Genomic DNA, 14,308 nt, shown 5'->3' with positions numbered 1-14,308 from the left:
CCCGCAACGTGATCTGGCTGTTACAGCCCGGTTTCCTCAAGGGCCCATCGGGCTGCCAGCTGGTCAATGAAAATGCGTATTGCAGCAGGTACATACATGCTGTTTCGGTACAGCGCATGAATGGGTTGCCGTGCAAAGTGTTGTGGGTCAAGGACGGTGCAGAGCTTACCCTTCGCGATGGCGTCGTCTACCAACCAGCTTGGTAGAAGCGCAACCCCGAGCCCGCGCGAGGCCATGTCCAGCAACGCCTCTGCGCTATCTGCCTGAAAGCGGGACGGGCGCACGAACTGGCAGCTTTCGGTCATGGACTGTGAGTTGAAGAAGCGCCAGGGCGCATCGCTCAGGTGCGTATGAGCCAGCCAGTGCACGTTGACCAGCGCCTCCGTTGAGCGAACCGGGTGCCGTAGCAGATACGCCGGGCTGGCGACCAGCTGCAAGGCATAGTCGCCAATCCTGGCGGCCTTGTAATCGGAGTCCGCCAACTCGCCTAGCCGGATTGCAACGTCGAAGCGTTCAGCAACCAGGTCACAGAGGTGCGATGACGCTACGTGCTCGATCGACAGATCCGGATGAGCTTCTGCCATGTCTGCCAGCACCGGCAGCACTGCACGCTGTGCAAAGGCAGAGGTACTGGTGATGCGTAACCGCCCGCCAAGCCCCGCGGATGACTGTTGCACGCTGGCTGTCGCGCGCTCCACCTGGTCAAGCAGCTGACGTGCTTCAACCAGAAACCGTTCACCGCAGTCGGTCAGCACGCTGCGGCGTGTGTTACGGGCCAACAGGCTGGCGCCTAGCTCAGCTTCCAGGCGCCGTACATTGAAGCTGATCCGCGCCTTGGACTGGCCCAGCAACTGGGCAGCCTTGGTAAAGCTGCCGCTATCTGCAACGGCGACAAAGCTGGCAACGCGATTGAGGTCGAGCATCATTGTCAAAAATCAGTTAACAGTGTGGGCGATATTACAGCACTTATGTCGCTGTCGGTGCAGGGGTACAGTCACGCTCGCTGACTGGAGTTCACCGTGGCCTTACTCAACCTGCGCCGTCGCATCACGCTGTTCTACTTGCTGGGTTTCTTCGTAGACCTGATCAATACCTTCATCACCGCCGTGGTTTCACCGAAAATAGGTGAAGCACTGCACGCTGATGTCGCCACGCTGGCTTGGGTGAGTACGGCCTATCTGCTTGGGCTGATGCTGGGAATGTTGCCCAGCCGATGGCTGGGGCAGCGCATGGGCGAGCGCCCGGTGCTGCTCGGTTCACTGGTGTTTTTCTCAGGCGCCACACTGCTGATCGCCTGGTCGGGGCAGATGGCAACGCTGTTGCCTTTACGCGGGCTGCAGGGTTTTGCCGCCGGGCTGTTCATTCCCCTGGGCCAGGCACTGGTCTACCGCCTGTACTCGGCCCATGAGCGGCCAAGGGTGACCATGGCGATCATGGCCATAGGCTTGCTAGCGCCAGCCGTATCACCCCTGGCAGGCGGTTGGTTGTCGCAACGGATGCCCTGGCAGTGGGTGCTGCTCGCCAGTCTTCCCATGGCACTGCTGGCCTTGCTTCTGGGTGCTTGCTGGTTACCGCGCCCACCGGCAGCAGCGCGCAATGAACCCTTTGATGGCAAAGGCTTGCTACTGGCTGGGGCAGGGGTGGCCAGCGGCTTGCTGGGTATGACTGATGCGGGGGGTGGCCAAGGTGGCATGGCTATGGCCTGGGCCGCACTGGCTGCAATCTTGCTCGGCAGCTATCTGCGTCACTCACGGCGTATCGCTGCACCCCTGCTGGACTTCTCGGTGATGCGAGAGCCCGTTTTCGCCGGATCGATGATGTTGTACCTGGCTGTGCCGGGCCTGTTCATCGGCGTAAACCTGTTGGCCATGCTTTACCTTCAGGCCGACCTTGGATGGACCGCAAGCGCAGCAGGCAGCCTGATGTTGCCATGGACCGTGGGGGCAGCGCTGGCGATCGCTTGCACCACCTGGTGTTACAGATCATTCGGGCCCACCCCGTTACTGCTGCTGGGGCTGGCGCTGCAGATACCGGGTTATGCGCTGCTGGCGCTGGCTTACAGCACGTCTTCACTGATGATTGCCTACGCGCTGCTCGGTGTCGGGGGGAGCTTATGCACCAGCGTCGCGCAAAGCGCTGCCTTTTCAGCATTGGCATCATCGGAACTTGGCCAGGCCAGTACCTTGTGGGCCCTGAACCGGCAGTTGAGCTTCTGCCTTGGCGTGACAGCCGTCAGCCTGTTCTTCAGCTTGCTGACCATGCTCTTGGGGACTCGGCAAGCCTACCAAGCCACATTCATGCTGGCAGGAGGGGTGCAGGCAACCTGCCTGGCCGTCCTGTTCTGTCTGCGGATACGCTCACTTGTCAAACGAAAGGAACGTCATGAATCGGTATCTGAAAGAAGTCATTGATCTGCACGTATTGATCGAGGTGCTCTTCGCCAGGGGGGAGGGTTCTGTTGCAGCCATGGTCGAGCGGTTTCACGCGGATTTTTCAATGGCGACGCCTGCCGGTGCTCAGGTAGGCCTGGGCGATGTTTCATCCCTGTTTGCTCAGCGTGCAGGGTCTCAGCCAGGGTTGAGCATTGAGGTCACCGAACTGGAAACCATCGCACAATGGCCGGAGGGTGCCGTGGTGTGCTATCGCGAGACGCACCATTTGCCCGGCCAGAAAGCGAAGGCGCGCATCTCCACTGCATTGTTAAGTGCTGAAGGCGGACGCGTGTTGTGGCGCCATCTTCAGGAAACCTGGGCGGCTTGAGGCTGCGCGATGATGGGTTGGAAAAGCCGCTTTCCGTGATCCGAAAGCGGCTTTTTCCTACTTGGCAGTAAAACCTGCAAACCGCTTGTTGAAGCCAGCCACCCGGCCCTCGGCCTTCGCCTTGCGTTCCTGGCCGGTGTAGATCGGGTGCGAGGCACTGGAAACGTCGAGGGTGACGTAGGGGTAGCTGATGCCATCGGTGTGCACGTGGGTCTTGTCTGTTTCGATGGTCGAGCGGATCAGCCAGAAGGCACTGGCAGCCACATCGTGAAACAGAACGGGGCGGTAGTCGGGGTGAATGCCTGGTTTCATTGTAGAACTCCTTAGCGAATGTTATACAGTAACAAAATAAGCCAAGTGACGATTCATTTGCAACCCGGGCCCGACCTTCGAATGCTGCCGCGAGCGTATGGACATGACCGAACAAGAACTGCTTTGCATGCCTGCAGAGGCCTACATGGATGCCCGCCAGCAGGGGTTCTTCCGCGACCTGCTGTTGTCGCAGCGCAACGAGTTGCAAGCGCGAATATCCAGCGATTTCGAGCTGATGCGCGCATTCGAGCCAACCAGCGACCCATCTGACCTGGGCACTGTGGAAGAGCAGCGGCAATGGCAGCTGCGCCTGCTTGAGCGGGAAAAAAAGCTGCTGGACAAGATCGACGAAGCCTTGGAGCGCATTGCACGAGGTGAGTACGGGTGGTGCAAGGACACCGGCGAGCCCATCGGCCTGAAGCGCTTGCTGCTGCGGCCGACAGCGACACTGAGCATCGAGGCCAAGGAGCGGCAGGAACGCCAGGAGCGGCATATACGCGAAGCTTGATTCCCTAGGCGTGGATGGCACCGGCCAAGCCCGTGCCATCCTGCAGGTCGTCAGGCACCCTGGCGGTCGATATCACGGCGCAGGACTACCGACGTGGTAATGTCATCCACGGATTCGTGGCGTGCGACGTTGTCGCGTACCTGGTTGAGGTCGTCGATGGTCCGGGTCTCCACTTCAACCACCAGGTCAAGCTGACCGCTCACCGAGGAAACCCGCCGCACGCGTGCGTCAGTAGCCAGCTGGTCAAGCAGCCCCATGGCAGGTGTGCGCTGTAACGTTACCAGCAAGATCGCGCGGATGACATTGGCGTCTATCTCGCCGATATCCGCCCGATAACCGCGAATGATCCCGCTGCGTTCAAGGTTGGCAACGCGCTCGGTCGTGGCGCTTCTGGAAAGGCCTATGCGGCCGGCTAATGACTTCAGCGCAATGCGCGCGTCCTTCGAAAGTACTTCAAGAATCTCACGATCTTTTGCATCCAGCTCACGCATTGCAGCACCCGATTAGCTCGCCGTCTTTATGCCGGTCAGAACCGGCATAATGCCTGTTGATCCCGACCGTATGCAGGGTGTCGGTTTCGCTGGTGCATGACAAGCTATTGAAAAAACAATTTGCTCGCTCGGAACGTGATGATATGACAGACCTTTCCCACCCGGCACCTCGGTTTTCGGCAAGCGATGCAGAGGGCCTCGCAAAAGATTTCTTCAATGTCTCTGGCACTGCCACGCCCCTGGACGGGGAGCGTGATCGCAATTACCGGCTGCAGACGGGCCTGGATGCGGGCTGGATACTCAAAATCGTCAATGCCAGCGAGCCCAGGGTAGAAAGCGAGTTTCAAACCGCGCTGCTCGATCACCTGGCCGTGCACGGCGGGCATCTGGGCGTGCCTCACTTGCGGGCCAGCGTGGCTGGCGACTACCTGCCGTCGGTGACCGGTGCCACAGGTGAAAAGCATGCAGTGCGCCTGGTCAGCTGGTTGGCCGGCACGCCACTTGCCGAGGCCAGGCGCTCATTGGCACTGATGAGCAACTTCGGCCAGGCACTCGGTGAACTCGACCGCGCGCTGCAGGGCTTCATGCACCCGGGGGCCATCCGCGACCTTGACTGGGATCTGCGCCATGCTGCGCGCTCCCGTTCGCGGCTGCACTTCATAAAGAGCCCTGAACGTCGGGCCATTGTCGAGCGCTTCATCACCCAGTTCGAACAGTCTGTACAGCCAAGGCTGGCTTCCCTGCGGGCCCAGGTGATCCACAACGATGCCAACGACTGGAACATTCTGGTCGATGCCGAAACTACCAGTACCGTGACTGGCTTCATCGATTTTGGCGATGCCGTGCATACCGTGCTGATAGCCGAGGTTGCGATCGCCAGTGCCTACGCCATTCTCGACATGGACGACCCGATCGGCGCCGCTGCTGCGCTGGTCGCCGGTTTCCATGAAAAGTACCCTCTGCAAGCGCAAGAGCTTGATGTGTTGTTCAACCTGATCGCCATGCGCCTGGTCATCAGCGTCACCTTCTCCGCTTCCCGGCATGACCAGACAGACGACAACCCCTACCTGGCGATCAGTGAAGCGCCTGCCTGGCGCCTTCTGGAACAGCTTGATGCGATGAACCCACGGCTGGCCACCGGCATCCTGCGCAAGGCCTGTGGTTTCGATGCCATCGAAGGCGCGGGTGATGTCCGCCGCTGGATTGCGGACAACCACAAATCCTTCGCCGACCTGGTACGCCCGTCTGCCGCCATCCTGAACAAGGTGATTGCCCCATTTGGCGACGCCACCCACGAGATGACCATCGCCTCGGCTGAGCAGCGCCCTGCAGATGCAACCCGTTGGTGGGACGAGTTCTCTGCTGCTCACCAGGTGCCGCTGGCCATCGGGCCGTGGGGTGAGTTGCGCAGCATCTACACCGACAGCGCGTTCGAGTCCCGCTTCATCAAGGGGCAACGCCGTACACTGCATGTCGGTGTCGACCTGGTGATGCCAGCAGGTACGCCGTTGTACGCACCGGTCGCTGGCACTGTCAGAAGTGTGGAGGTTGAACCAGACCCGCTGGGGTATGGTGGCCTGGTGATGATCGAGCACACGCCACCCGGTTGCCCGCCATTCCTGACCTTGTGGGGGCACATGGCCCATGAAGCGCTCAGCCGCTTGAAAGCCGGTGACAAGCTCGAAGCTGGCGACCTGGTCGGCTACATGGGCACCGATCATGAAAACGGCGGCTGGATTCCCCACCTGCACCTGCAGATGACCACCGATACCCAGCTGAGCGCGAGCGAGGTCATTGGCGTGGGTGAGCCAGAGTACCGCGAAGTGTGGGCCGACCTGTTCCCCGATGCCTCGTCCTTGGCGGGTATCCCGCCAGAGACCTACACCCAGCAAGGGCTGACCAAGGCCCAGATCATCGCCAGGCGCAAGGAACTGCTGCTACCGAACCTGTCGATTTCGTACAGCGACCCGATCAAGTTCGTGCGCGGTGATGGCGTATGGCTGATCGACAATTTCGGGCGCGCCTACCTGGACTGCTTCAACAACGTGTGCCACCTGGGCCATAGCCACCCCGACGTGGTCGAGGCCTTGACCCGCCAGGGCGCGCTACTCAACACCAACACCCGCTACCTGCACGACAACATCGTCGAATACGCCGAACGCCTGACCGGTACCCTGCCAGAGGGCCTTTGCGTAGCGTCCTTTGGTTGTTCGGGGAGTGAAGCCAACAGCCTCATGCTGCGCATGGCGCGCAACTACACCGGCAGTGACCAGGCGATCGTGCTGGACTGGGCCTACCACGGCACCACGCAAGAACTCATCGACCTTAGCCCTTACAAGTACAAACGCAAGGCCGGCAAGGGCAAGGCAGCGCATGTATACGAGGCGGTGGTCCCGGACAGCTACTACGCGCCTGAGCACTGGCCAGTGGAACAGCACGGCAAGCGCTTTGCCGAGTCGGTAGCAGAGCAGCTGGATGCCATGCGCAAGGAAGGCAAGGGCCCCGGGTTCTTCCTTGCCGAGTCGATTCCCAGCGTGGCAGGCCAGGTGTTCCTGCCTGACAACTACCTCAAGGAGGTCTACGCCATGGTTCGCGCCGAGGGTGGGCTGTGCCTGGCCGATGAAGTACAGGTCGGGTTCGGCCGCGTCGGTAGCCACTGGTGGGCGTTCGAGACCCAGGGCGTGGTGCCGGATGCCGTCACCATGGGCAAACCGATTGGTAACGGCCACCCGATGTCGGCGGTTGTGACCACCCGTGAGGTTGCCGATGCCTTCAACAACGGCATGGAGTATTTCAATACCTTCGCCGGCAACCCCGTGTCGTGCGCGGTAGGCCTGGCGGTGCTCAATGCAATCGAGCGCGACCAGTTGAAAGAAAACGCCTTGAACGTCGGCAATTACTTGCTCGAGGGTTTCCGCAAGCTTCAGCAGCAATTTGACGTGATTGGTGATGTGCGCGGGCTGGGGCTGTTTCTCGGTATCGTCCTGGTCACCGACCGCAAGTCGAAGGCGCCGGCCACGGCCCTGGCCCGGAAAGTGGCTGATGGCGCCAGGGAACGCGGCGTGTTGATCGGCACTGAGGGCCCGCATGACAACGTGCTGAAAATGCGTCCTTCAATGATTTTCAGCCGGGCCAATGCCGACTTCCTTCTCGAGGTGCTGAAAGACAGCTTTGTGGCAGCCTTGAAGTAGCCCTTACAGATTGCGCGGTCCCTGTAGGAGCGGCCTTGTGCCGCGATAGGGCTGCGCAGCAGCCCCGGCAATTAGTGCATCAGCACTGAAACCTGGGGCTGCTTCGCAGCCCTGTCGCGACACAAGGCCGCTCCTGCATCACGCCTTCTGCCGGTCTATGTCACGCCGGAGCACTACCGCCGTGGTGATGTCGTCTACAGAGTCGTGGCACGCGACGGCGTCCCGTACACGGTTCAAATCATCAATCGTCCGTGCTTCAACCTCCACTATCAGGTCGAGCTGCCCGCTGACCGATGAAACCCGTTTTACCTGGGCGTTCTGTGCCAGGAGGTCCAACAACCCGAGCGCCGGTGTACGTTTCAGCGCTACCAGAATGATTGCTCGTATGACATTGGCATCGATTTCACCGATGTCGGCGCGATATCCTCGTATGACCCCGCTACGCTCCAGTTGCAAAACCCGCTCGCTGGTGGCACTTCTTGACAGGCCAACTCTTGCAGCCAGCGCTTTAAGTGCCACACGCGCTTCCTTGGAGAGTATTTCGAGGATTTCCCGATCTTTGACGTCTAATTCGCGCAATGCTGACACTCCCGCCTGATCACCGGTAAATGACTGGCCGCCCCGGAAAAGTGCAGTAGGCAAACCCGCCGAATACTTGCTTGTTTTTAGTGCATTGGCAGACACTACTCCAGTTTTCCAATGCCCGATGTAGTACCGGCATTGTGTCGGTGGATTCCGGCAATGTGCCAGTCGAACGCGCACATTGCAGGGTGATTTCAAGGTATCAGTGTGCAAAGCTCTCAGTGAAGGTTGGGGCCTCAGAACCCAAGACAATAAGAAATAGAAACTTCCAAGGAGTGCCTCGATGCTGGCAAGAAAAACCAGGATGCTACTGGCTTCCACCGCTGTTGCGGCGGCTGGGTTGTTCTCTCACGGTCTGGCGCACGCCGATGACTTGCAGGCCGTTCAAGCGTCAAAAGTACTGCGCGTGGCAATGAGCGGCCAGTACGCTCCCTTCAGCTTTGCCAATGAAAGGAATGAAATTGTCGGTTTCGACGCCTCTATTGGTGAAGCACTCGCTCAGCGTTTGGGCGTGAATATAAAAATTATTACCACACCGTTTGACGGCATTATCGCCGGGCTGCTGGCCAAGAAGTATGACGCTGTCATTGCCTCGATGACCATTACCCCCGAGCGGCTGAAAGCCGTTGACTTCGTGGGCCCTTATTACCATGCAGGCCGTACCATCGGCGTCAAGCAAGAGTCTCCGATCAAGGGGCTGGTTGACCTCAAGGATGTCACCGTCGGCGTTACCCTGGGCGACTCGCATGACAAATGGGCGCGTAATCGCGGCAATCTTAAGGTGCGCACCTATAAAGGCTTGCCGGAAATGCTGGTGGACCTGGAAGCCGGTCGTATCGACGCGGTAGTAATGGACAGTATTCCGGTAATGGTTGCGGCAAAAGAGACCGGGCAGAAGGTGCGGATCATCAGCCTGCCGGACGAGCAGGGTGGTCGTGAAGGCCTGGGCATTGCCATTCGCAGAAACAACCCTGAACTCAAGGCCCAGTTACAGAAGGCCCTGGACGAGATCCTGGCCGATGGCACCTATGAAGAAATCTCCATGAAATGGGTGGGTAGCGACATCCGCTGATGCACACCTGGAGTGGCCTGACCGAGAGGCTGGGCCGGGTTGGCTGAATTTTGTGAGTGGTTTTTATGGACCTGTCATTGATCCATCGCACCTACCCGTTCTTCCTGGAAGCCGCCTGGGTAACTGTGCAGATCTCGTTGCTGTCACTCTTGCTGGGTTTACTCCTTGCAATCGTTCTGGTGGCGTGCCGGTTATCACCATTTATTATCTTGCGGTGGGCAGCCAACATCTACGTCAGCGTATTTCGCGGTACACCCTGCCTGGTGCAGTTGTTCATTATCTATTTTGGTGGGCCACAAATAGGTATTGAGCTTGAGCCGTTTGCTGCTGCGGTGATCGGTTTAGGCATGAATATAGCGGCGTATATGTCGGAGTCCATTCGAGGGGCTATCGATAATGTCGACCCAGGCCAGGAGGAAGGCGCGCGGTCGATTGGCTTCAGCCGCAGGCAGACGCTGTTGTTCATCATCATTCCCCAGGCAATGAAACTGATGATCAGGCCGCTCGGCGTAAATGCCATCGGGCTGATCAAGGGTTCTGCCCTGGTGTCGGCCATTTCGGTGGTAGAACTGACTTACACCGCGCAGCGTTTTATCAGTTCAACTTACAAGCCGTTCGAGATATTCATGGTGTCGGCGTTGCTTTATATCGTCATGGTCTACTCGGTCAAGTACCTGGTGGACATACTGGACCGGCGATACGCAACCCAGTGAGGAGTGCCAGTGGAAGGACTAAACCTGAGTGTCATCACGCCTTACTATGAAATGCTGGCAACCGGCCTGTGGTGGACGCTTGTCATGTTTCTCTGTTCCAGCGTCATCAGCCTGACGGTGGGTGTGCTGTTTGCCCTGATCGACCTGTATGCGCCGAAAGCCATGGCATTGCCTGTACGTTTCGTGACCTGGCTGTTAATGGGCACGCCATTGTTGCTGCAACTGTATCTGATCTATTACGGGCTGGTTCAGGTCGGTATCGATATACCGGCGCTGGCTGCGGGGATAATCGGGCTAAGCCTGCATTTTGCGGTGTACAACGCCGAGGTGATCAAGTCCGGGATCGAGGCGGTCGACCCAGGTCAGATCGAGGGCGCGCGCTCGATTGGCATGAGCAGGGCCATGACCCAGCGCTACATCATTGTTCCGCAGGCGCTCAGAAAAACCATTGCGCCGCTGGGGAACAACCTCATTGTGTTGCTGAAGGACACTTCACTGGTGTCGATCATCGGTATTGCCGAACTCGTCTACAGCGCCCAATTGGCCGTCAGCGAAACGTACAGCCCGTTTGAATTCTATATCGCCGTCGCAGTGATCTACTACGTGGCCAACCTGGTGCTCGAGGCCGGGTTGCATCTTATTGAAGCCAAGGTCGAGATGTCACGATGAACAACAACGCTATGGTAGAAGTGAAGGGCGCTCGCAAAGCCTATGGCACACTTGAGGTGCTCAAGGGCATCGACCTGTCGGTTTCGCGTGGGCAGATCTACGCCATCATCGGCCCGAGTGGCTCTGGCAAAAGCACCTTGCTGCGGTCGATCAACCATCTCGAAGTGCTCAATGACGGTGAAATCTGGCTGGATGGTGATCAAGTCAACCGCCCCTTGAAAGGCCGCGCCTTCGAGCAGCACATCAATCGGGTGCGCCAGCAAATGGGCATGGTGTTTCAACACTTCAATCTGTTCCCGCACCTTACCGTCTGTGAAAACGTCGCGATCGGGCCTGTGAAGCTCAAAGGCTACTCGAAAACTGCGGGCAGAGCGCTGGCCCTGGAGTACCTGCACAAGGTCGGGCTGGCTAACAAGATCGACGAATATCCTTCGCGCTTGTCCGGTGGGCAGAAGCAGCGCGTGGCCATTGCCCGGGCGTTGGCCATGCAACCCAAGGTCATGTTGTTCGATGAAGCAACCTCAGCCCTGGACCCGGAGCTCGTGGAAGAAGTGAACCTGGTGATGAAGCAACTGGCGGCCGAGCACATGACCATGTTGATCGTCACGCATGAGATGCGCTTTGCCGGCGAGGTTGCTGACCAGATCGTATTCATGGATGGTGGGGTTTTTGTGGAACAAGGGGCTCCTGGGGAAATCCTGAGGAATCCGGTGCAGGATCGTACCCGGGCTTTTCTGAAGAAGCATTTGCAAGCCGACCCTTTGTAAGAGGGCCGGGCTGCTTCAAAAACCAGGCAGGCTGGTCAGGCCAGCTTTTCCAGCTCCGGAACCGCTTCGAACAGGTCGGCAACCAGGCCGTAGTCGGCCACCTGGAAGATCGGCGCCTCTTCGTCCTTGTTGATCGCAACGATCACTTTGGAGTCTTTCATGCCGGCCAGGTGCTGGATCGCGCCGGAGATACCGACGGCGATGTACAGCTGTGGCGCAACGATCTTGCCGGTCTGGCCGACCTGCATGTCGTTCGGCACGAAGCCTGCGTCGACCGCAGCGCGCGAAGCGCCGACGGCAGCGCCGAGCTTGTCGGCCAGGCTGTACAGGTGCTTGAAGTTGTCACCGTTGCCCATGCCGCGGCCGCCGGAAACGACGATCTTGGCAGCGGTCAGCTCTGGGCGGTCGGACTTGGCCAGCTCTTCACCGACAAAGGCAGAGATACCGGCGTTGTGCGCGGCACTCACCGCTTCAACAGCAGCCGAGCCACCTTCGGCAGCGACTGGGTCGAAGCCGGTGGTACGCACGGTGATGACCTTGATCGAAGCGCTCGATTGCACGGTGGCAATGGCGTTACCGGCATAGATCGGGCGCTTGAAGGTGTCGGCGGACTCGACCGAGACGATCTCGGAGATCTGGTCCACGTCCAGCAGCGCGGCAACGCGCGGCAGGATGTTCTTGCCATTGGTGGTGGCCGGGGCCAGCACGTGGCTGTAGCCCTTGGCCCCGCCTTGTACAACAAGAGCAACGATCAGCGGCACGACGTTTTCCGGCAGAGCATGGGCATAGGCGGCGTTATCGGCCACCAGCACCTTGGCCACACCAGCGATCTTGGCAGCGGATTCGGCAACGCCACCGACGTTCTGGCCTGCGACCAGCACGTGCACATCACCACCGATCTTGGCGGCTGCGGCGACAGTGTTCAGGGTGGACGGGGCTACGGCACCGTTTTCCGGACCTTGTAGAAGGTCAGCGACAACCAGGACAGTCATTTAGATTACCTTCGCTTCGTTCTTCAGCTTCTCGACCAGTTCGGCCACCGACTTGACCTTGATGCCAGCGCTGCGGGCAGCCGGCGCTTCAACTTTCAGGGTCTTGTTGGTGGAGGCGAGGGAAACGCCCAGCGCGTCTGGAGTAACGGTCTCCAGCGGCTTCTTCTTGGCCTTCATGATGTTCGGCAGCGACGCATAGCGTGGCTCGTTCAGGCGCAGGTCGGTGGTAACGATGGCTGGCAGGTTCAGCGACACGGTCTGCAGGCCGCCATCGATTTCACGGGTGACGTTCAGCTTGTCGCCGGCGACTTCCACCTTGGAGGCGAAGGTGCCCTGGGCGTAGCCGGTCAGCGCAGCCAGCATCTGGCCGGTCTGGTTGTTGTCGCTGTCGATGGCCTGCTTGCCAAGAATGACCAGCTGAGGCTGCTCCTTGTCGACAACGGCTTTCAGCGCCTTGGCCACCGCCAGGGAGTTCAGCTCGTCAGCGGCTTCTACCAGGATGGCACGGTCGGCACCCAGGGCCAGGGCGGTACGCAGTTGCTCCTGGGCAGTGGTCGGGCCGACGGAAACGACGACGATCTCGGTCGCAACGCCTTTTTCCTTCAGGCGTACGGCCTCTTCCACGGCGATTTCGCAGAAGGGGTTCATGGACATCTTGACGTTAGCAAGGTCGACGCCGGAGTTGTCCGCCTTGACGCGAACTTTGACGTTGTAGTCGACCACTCGTTTGACGCTTACCAGTATCCTCATAAGCTCTCCAGTCATTGATATTGCGAACGCGGGGCAGCGGGTGTCTGACAATGACGGTAACGTAGGGAATGTGCGGGTGGATCGTCCGTTTCAACTAGTTGATCGGCGATTCTGCGCCAATGTTCAGGTTTCAGGCATAGGCAGAAAGCCGCGAGGGCGCGGCCAGGTGTTGATAGGTCCGCCAGAGCAGCACGATCGGTATGACAATGGTAAGACTGACCAGCAGCAGGGCGTAGCGCAGCGACTCGTCTCCCAGCAATGGCATCAGTACATCGCTCAGTAGCCCGGTTGCCAATGGGCCGATACCGACCCCACACAAGGTCGAGATGATGGTCTGCAGGGCGACGGCGGTAGCCCGGCGGTGGGCGGGCACCAACTGGGTCAACAACGAGAAGCACGGGCCCACCCACCATACCGAGAAAAAGCTGCCCAGCGCGCACCAGAGCATCGCGCTGGGTACCGGAACTGCACCCGCATGCAGCAGGATGTCACGTGGCCAAAGCAGGTAAATGACCAACGCGCAGTTGCCGACCACATGGCCGATGAGCGGAATGCCGATTTGCCACTGCTGGCTCCTGATCACCAGGCGGTCAGTTAGCCACCCACTGAACAACGCCCCTAGCCCGGCAAAGGTGCCGCCGACCAGGCCGGCCAGGAGGCCGGCGTAATGCAGGGGCAGGTCATGCGATCGCACCAGGAAGCTGGCATTCCACATGGCAAAGGCGTAGGCGCTGAAGGTGGTGATGCCGCAAGCCAGTACCAGGCAACGGTAGGCCGGCTGTGCCATGAGTGCACGAGCACTGCCCAGCAGGCTTTGAATGGGCGGTGCAGCCTGGCTGGCGTGGCTATGGGGGAGGTCGAAGCGACCACGTACCGGGTCGCGCATCACAAAGGCAAACACCGCGCTGATCAGCAGGGAAGGCAGGGCGACAGCAAAAAAAGCGCTGCGCCAGCCATATTGGTCGACCACCCAGGCGCCGGCACTAAGCGCAACGATGGTCGAGAACGTCGGCGCGGCGGTGTAGCAACTGATGGCAAAAGAACGCCGGTGCGGTGGGTAGATATCGGCAATGATCGACATCGAGGTGGAGGTGCTTGGTGACTCGAAGACTGCTACCGCCATGCGCGCGATCACCAGCATCGCAAAGCTTGTCGAGAGGCCGCAGGCCACCGTTGCCAGCGCCCACAACGAGCAGGTGATGGCCAGCAGGCGTGTGCGTGACAGGCGATCGGCCAGGCGCCCGGCAGGCAGGCCCAGCAGCACATAGACGGCAGCGAAGGCCAGGCCCGAAACCAGGCCCATGGCGGTGTCGCTGGCACCGAACTCTTGTTTGAGCGGTTCGATCATCACGGCAATGATCTGCCGCCCGACAAAGTTGTCGGCGTACATCATCGCGAGCACAAACAGCAGACCATGGCTGCGCCAGCCGATGGGTTGAGGGTGCGTACTGCTCATGGATGACTCCCGGTCAAACCGCAGAGATGGGCAATGGCCCAAGCT

15 protein-coding genes are annotated in these 14,308 nt (G+C 59.6%); 8 read left to right on the top strand and 7 right to left on the bottom strand.

Annotation, left to right across the window (positions count from 1 at the left end):
* Nucleotides 1-20 precede the first annotated feature (20 nt).
* A complete protein-coding gene (locus PP4_RS13845; protein ID WP_041168032.1) occupies nucleotides 21-923 on the bottom strand; it encodes a LysR family transcriptional regulator in 903 nt (300 codons plus the stop codon).
* A 96-nt stretch (nucleotides 924-1,019) separates the two neighbouring features.
* Between PP4_RS13845 and PP4_RS13840 the strand changes: the two genes are divergently transcribed.
* Both PP4_RS13840 and PP4_RS13835 read left to right on the top strand, forming a co-directional pair.
* The gene (locus PP4_RS13840; RefSeq protein ID WP_016499811.1) at nucleotides 1,020-2,411 is read left to right on the top strand and encodes an MFS transporter; all 1,392 of its coding nucleotides are present in this window, start codon (nucleotides 1,020-1,022) and stop codon (nucleotides 2,409-2,411) included.
* Nucleotides 2,383-2,760 carry a hypothetical protein gene (locus PP4_RS13835; RefSeq protein WP_016499810.1) on the top strand — a complete coding sequence of 126 codons (378 nt, stop codon included), beginning with the start codon at nucleotides 2,383-2,385 and terminating at the stop codon, nucleotides 2,758-2,760. The genes PP4_RS13840 and PP4_RS13835 overlap by 29 nt, the downstream gene beginning before the upstream one ends.
* 57 nt (nucleotides 2,761-2,817) lie before the next feature.
* On the opposite strand, the gene PP4_RS13830 is transcribed toward PP4_RS13835, so the two are convergent.
* Nucleotides 2,818-3,072, bottom strand: coding sequence for a type B 50S ribosomal protein L31 (locus tag PP4_RS13830; RefSeq protein WP_016499809.1), 255 nt, complete (start codon nucleotides 3,070-3,072; stop codon nucleotides 2,818-2,820).
* 103 nt (nucleotides 3,073-3,175) lie between these two features.
* Here PP4_RS13830 and dksA point away from each other — a divergent pair, with 103 nt between their 5' ends.
* On the top strand, nucleotides 3,176-3,580 hold the full coding sequence (dksA, locus tag PP4_RS13825; RefSeq protein WP_041168031.1) for an RNA polymerase-binding protein DksA: 405 nt from the start codon (nucleotides 3,176-3,178) through the stop codon (nucleotides 3,578-3,580).
* Nucleotides 3,581-3,630: 50 nt separating this feature from the next.
* On the opposite strand, the gene PP4_RS13820 is transcribed toward dksA, so the two are convergent.
* Complete coding sequence (locus PP4_RS13820) at nucleotides 3,631-4,071, bottom strand: Lrp/AsnC family transcriptional regulator (RefSeq protein ID WP_016499807.1); 441 nt, start codon at nucleotides 4,069-4,071, stop codon at nucleotides 3,631-3,633.
* A 143-nt stretch (nucleotides 4,072-4,214) separates the two neighbouring features.
* On the opposite strand from PP4_RS13820, the gene PP4_RS13815 reads away from it, so the two are divergent.
* Nucleotides 4,215-7,262 (top strand): aminotransferase class III-fold pyridoxal phosphate-dependent enzyme, encoded by a 3,048-nt coding sequence (locus tag PP4_RS13815; RefSeq protein WP_016499806.1) that lies wholly within the window; start codon nucleotides 4,215-4,217, stop codon nucleotides 7,260-7,262.
* Between the two features lie 138 nt (nucleotides 7,263-7,400).
* On the opposite strand, the gene PP4_RS13810 is transcribed toward PP4_RS13815, so the two are convergent.
* On the bottom strand, nucleotides 7,401-7,841 hold the full coding sequence (locus PP4_RS13810) for an Lrp/AsnC family transcriptional regulator (protein ID WP_024717903.1): 441 nt from the start codon (nucleotides 7,839-7,841) through the stop codon (nucleotides 7,401-7,403).
* Nucleotides 7,842-8,127: 286 nt separating this feature from the next.
* Here PP4_RS13810 and PP4_RS13805 point away from each other — a divergent pair, with 286 nt between their 5' ends.
* From PP4_RS13805 to PP4_RS13790, 4 genes are all read left to right on the top strand, one after another.
* On the top strand, nucleotides 8,128-8,916 hold the full coding sequence (locus tag PP4_RS13805) for an ABC transporter substrate-binding protein (RefSeq protein WP_016499805.1): 789 nt from the start codon (nucleotides 8,128-8,130) through the stop codon (nucleotides 8,914-8,916).
* Between the two features lie 65 nt (nucleotides 8,917-8,981).
* Nucleotides 8,982-9,629 (top strand): amino acid ABC transporter permease, encoded by a 648-nt coding sequence (locus tag PP4_RS13800; RefSeq protein WP_016499804.1) that lies wholly within the window; start codon nucleotides 8,982-8,984, stop codon nucleotides 9,627-9,629.
* 3 nt (nucleotides 9,630-9,632) lie between these two features.
* Complete coding sequence (locus PP4_RS13795) at nucleotides 9,633-10,298, top strand: amino acid ABC transporter permease (RefSeq protein ID WP_231859004.1); 666 nt, start codon at nucleotides 9,633-9,635, stop codon at nucleotides 10,296-10,298.
* Between the two features lie 11 nt (nucleotides 10,299-10,309).
* Complete coding sequence (locus tag PP4_RS13790; RefSeq protein ID WP_080642840.1) at nucleotides 10,310-11,065, top strand: amino acid ABC transporter ATP-binding protein; 756 nt, start codon at nucleotides 10,310-10,312, stop codon at nucleotides 11,063-11,065.
* A gap of 35 nt (nucleotides 11,066-11,100) precedes the next feature.
* Here the strand turns inward: PP4_RS13790 and PP4_RS13785 are convergent, their stop codons facing one another.
* The 3 genes from PP4_RS13785 to PP4_RS13775 all read right to left on the bottom strand — a co-directional run bounded on the left by PP4_RS13785 (nucleotide 11,101) and on the right by PP4_RS13775 (nucleotide 14,263).
* Nucleotides 11,101-12,057: an electron transfer flavoprotein subunit alpha/FixB family protein gene (locus tag PP4_RS13785; protein ID WP_016499801.1), complete on the bottom strand. Its 957-nt coding sequence runs from the start codon at nucleotides 12,055-12,057 to the stop codon at nucleotides 11,101-11,103.
* Complete coding sequence (locus PP4_RS13780) at nucleotides 12,058-12,807, bottom strand: electron transfer flavoprotein subunit beta/FixA family protein (protein ID WP_016499800.1); 750 nt, start codon at nucleotides 12,805-12,807, stop codon at nucleotides 12,058-12,060. It abuts the gene before it with no gap.
* 130 nt (nucleotides 12,808-12,937) lie between these two features.
* Complete coding sequence (locus PP4_RS13775) at nucleotides 12,938-14,263, bottom strand: spinster family MFS transporter (RefSeq protein WP_016499799.1); 1,326 nt, start codon at nucleotides 14,261-14,263, stop codon at nucleotides 12,938-12,940.
* Nucleotides 14,264-14,308 lie beyond the last annotated feature (45 nt).

The sequence above is a fragment of the Pseudomonas putida NBRC 14164 genome (assembly GCF_000412675.1).
Lineage (GTDB): Bacteria > Pseudomonadota > Gammaproteobacteria > Pseudomonadales > Pseudomonadaceae > Aquipseudomonas > Aquipseudomonas putida.
The sequence above is the reverse complement of the archived record's forward strand: the minus strand, read 5'-3'. Positions and strand labels throughout refer to the sequence as shown.

Coding starts and splice junctions, on each gene's coding strand:
- PP4_RS13835 (WP_016499810.1), top strand. CDS start 2,383: ATGAATCGGTATCTGAAAGAAGTCATTGATCTGCACGTATTGATCGAG.
- PP4_RS13780 (WP_016499800.1), bottom strand. CDS start 12,807: ATGAGGATACTGGTAAGCGTCAAACGAGTGGTCGACTACAACGTCAAA.
- PP4_RS13820 (WP_016499807.1), bottom strand. CDS start 4,071: ATGCGTGAGCTGGATGCAAAAGATCGTGAGATTCTTGAAGTACTTTCG.
- PP4_RS13830 (WP_016499809.1), bottom strand. CDS start 3,072: ATGAAACCAGGCATTCACCCCGACTACCGCCCCGTTCTGTTTCACGAT.
- PP4_RS13800 (WP_016499804.1), top strand. CDS start 8,982: ATGGACCTGTCATTGATCCATCGCACCTACCCGTTCTTCCTGGAAGCC.
- PP4_RS13815 (WP_016499806.1), top strand. CDS start 4,215: ATGACAGACCTTTCCCACCCGGCACCTCGGTTTTCGGCAAGCGATGCA.
- dksA (WP_041168031.1), top strand. CDS start 3,176: ATGACCGAACAAGAACTGCTTTGCATGCCTGCAGAGGCCTACATGGAT.
- PP4_RS13785 (WP_016499801.1), bottom strand. CDS start 12,057: ATGACTGTCCTGGTTGTCGCTGACCTTCTACAAGGTCCGGAAAACGGT.
- PP4_RS13845 (WP_041168032.1), bottom strand. CDS start 923: ATGCTCGACCTCAATCGCGTTGCCAGCTTTGTCGCCGTTGCAGATAGC.
- PP4_RS13790 (WP_080642840.1), top strand. CDS start 10,310: ATGGTAGAAGTGAAGGGCGCTCGCAAAGCCTATGGCACACTTGAGGTG.
- PP4_RS13805 (WP_016499805.1), top strand. CDS start 8,128: ATGCTGGCAAGAAAAACCAGGATGCTACTGGCTTCCACCGCTGTTGCG.
- PP4_RS13775 (WP_016499799.1), bottom strand. CDS start 14,263: ATGAGCAGTACGCACCCTCAACCCATCGGCTGGCGCAGCCATGGTCTG.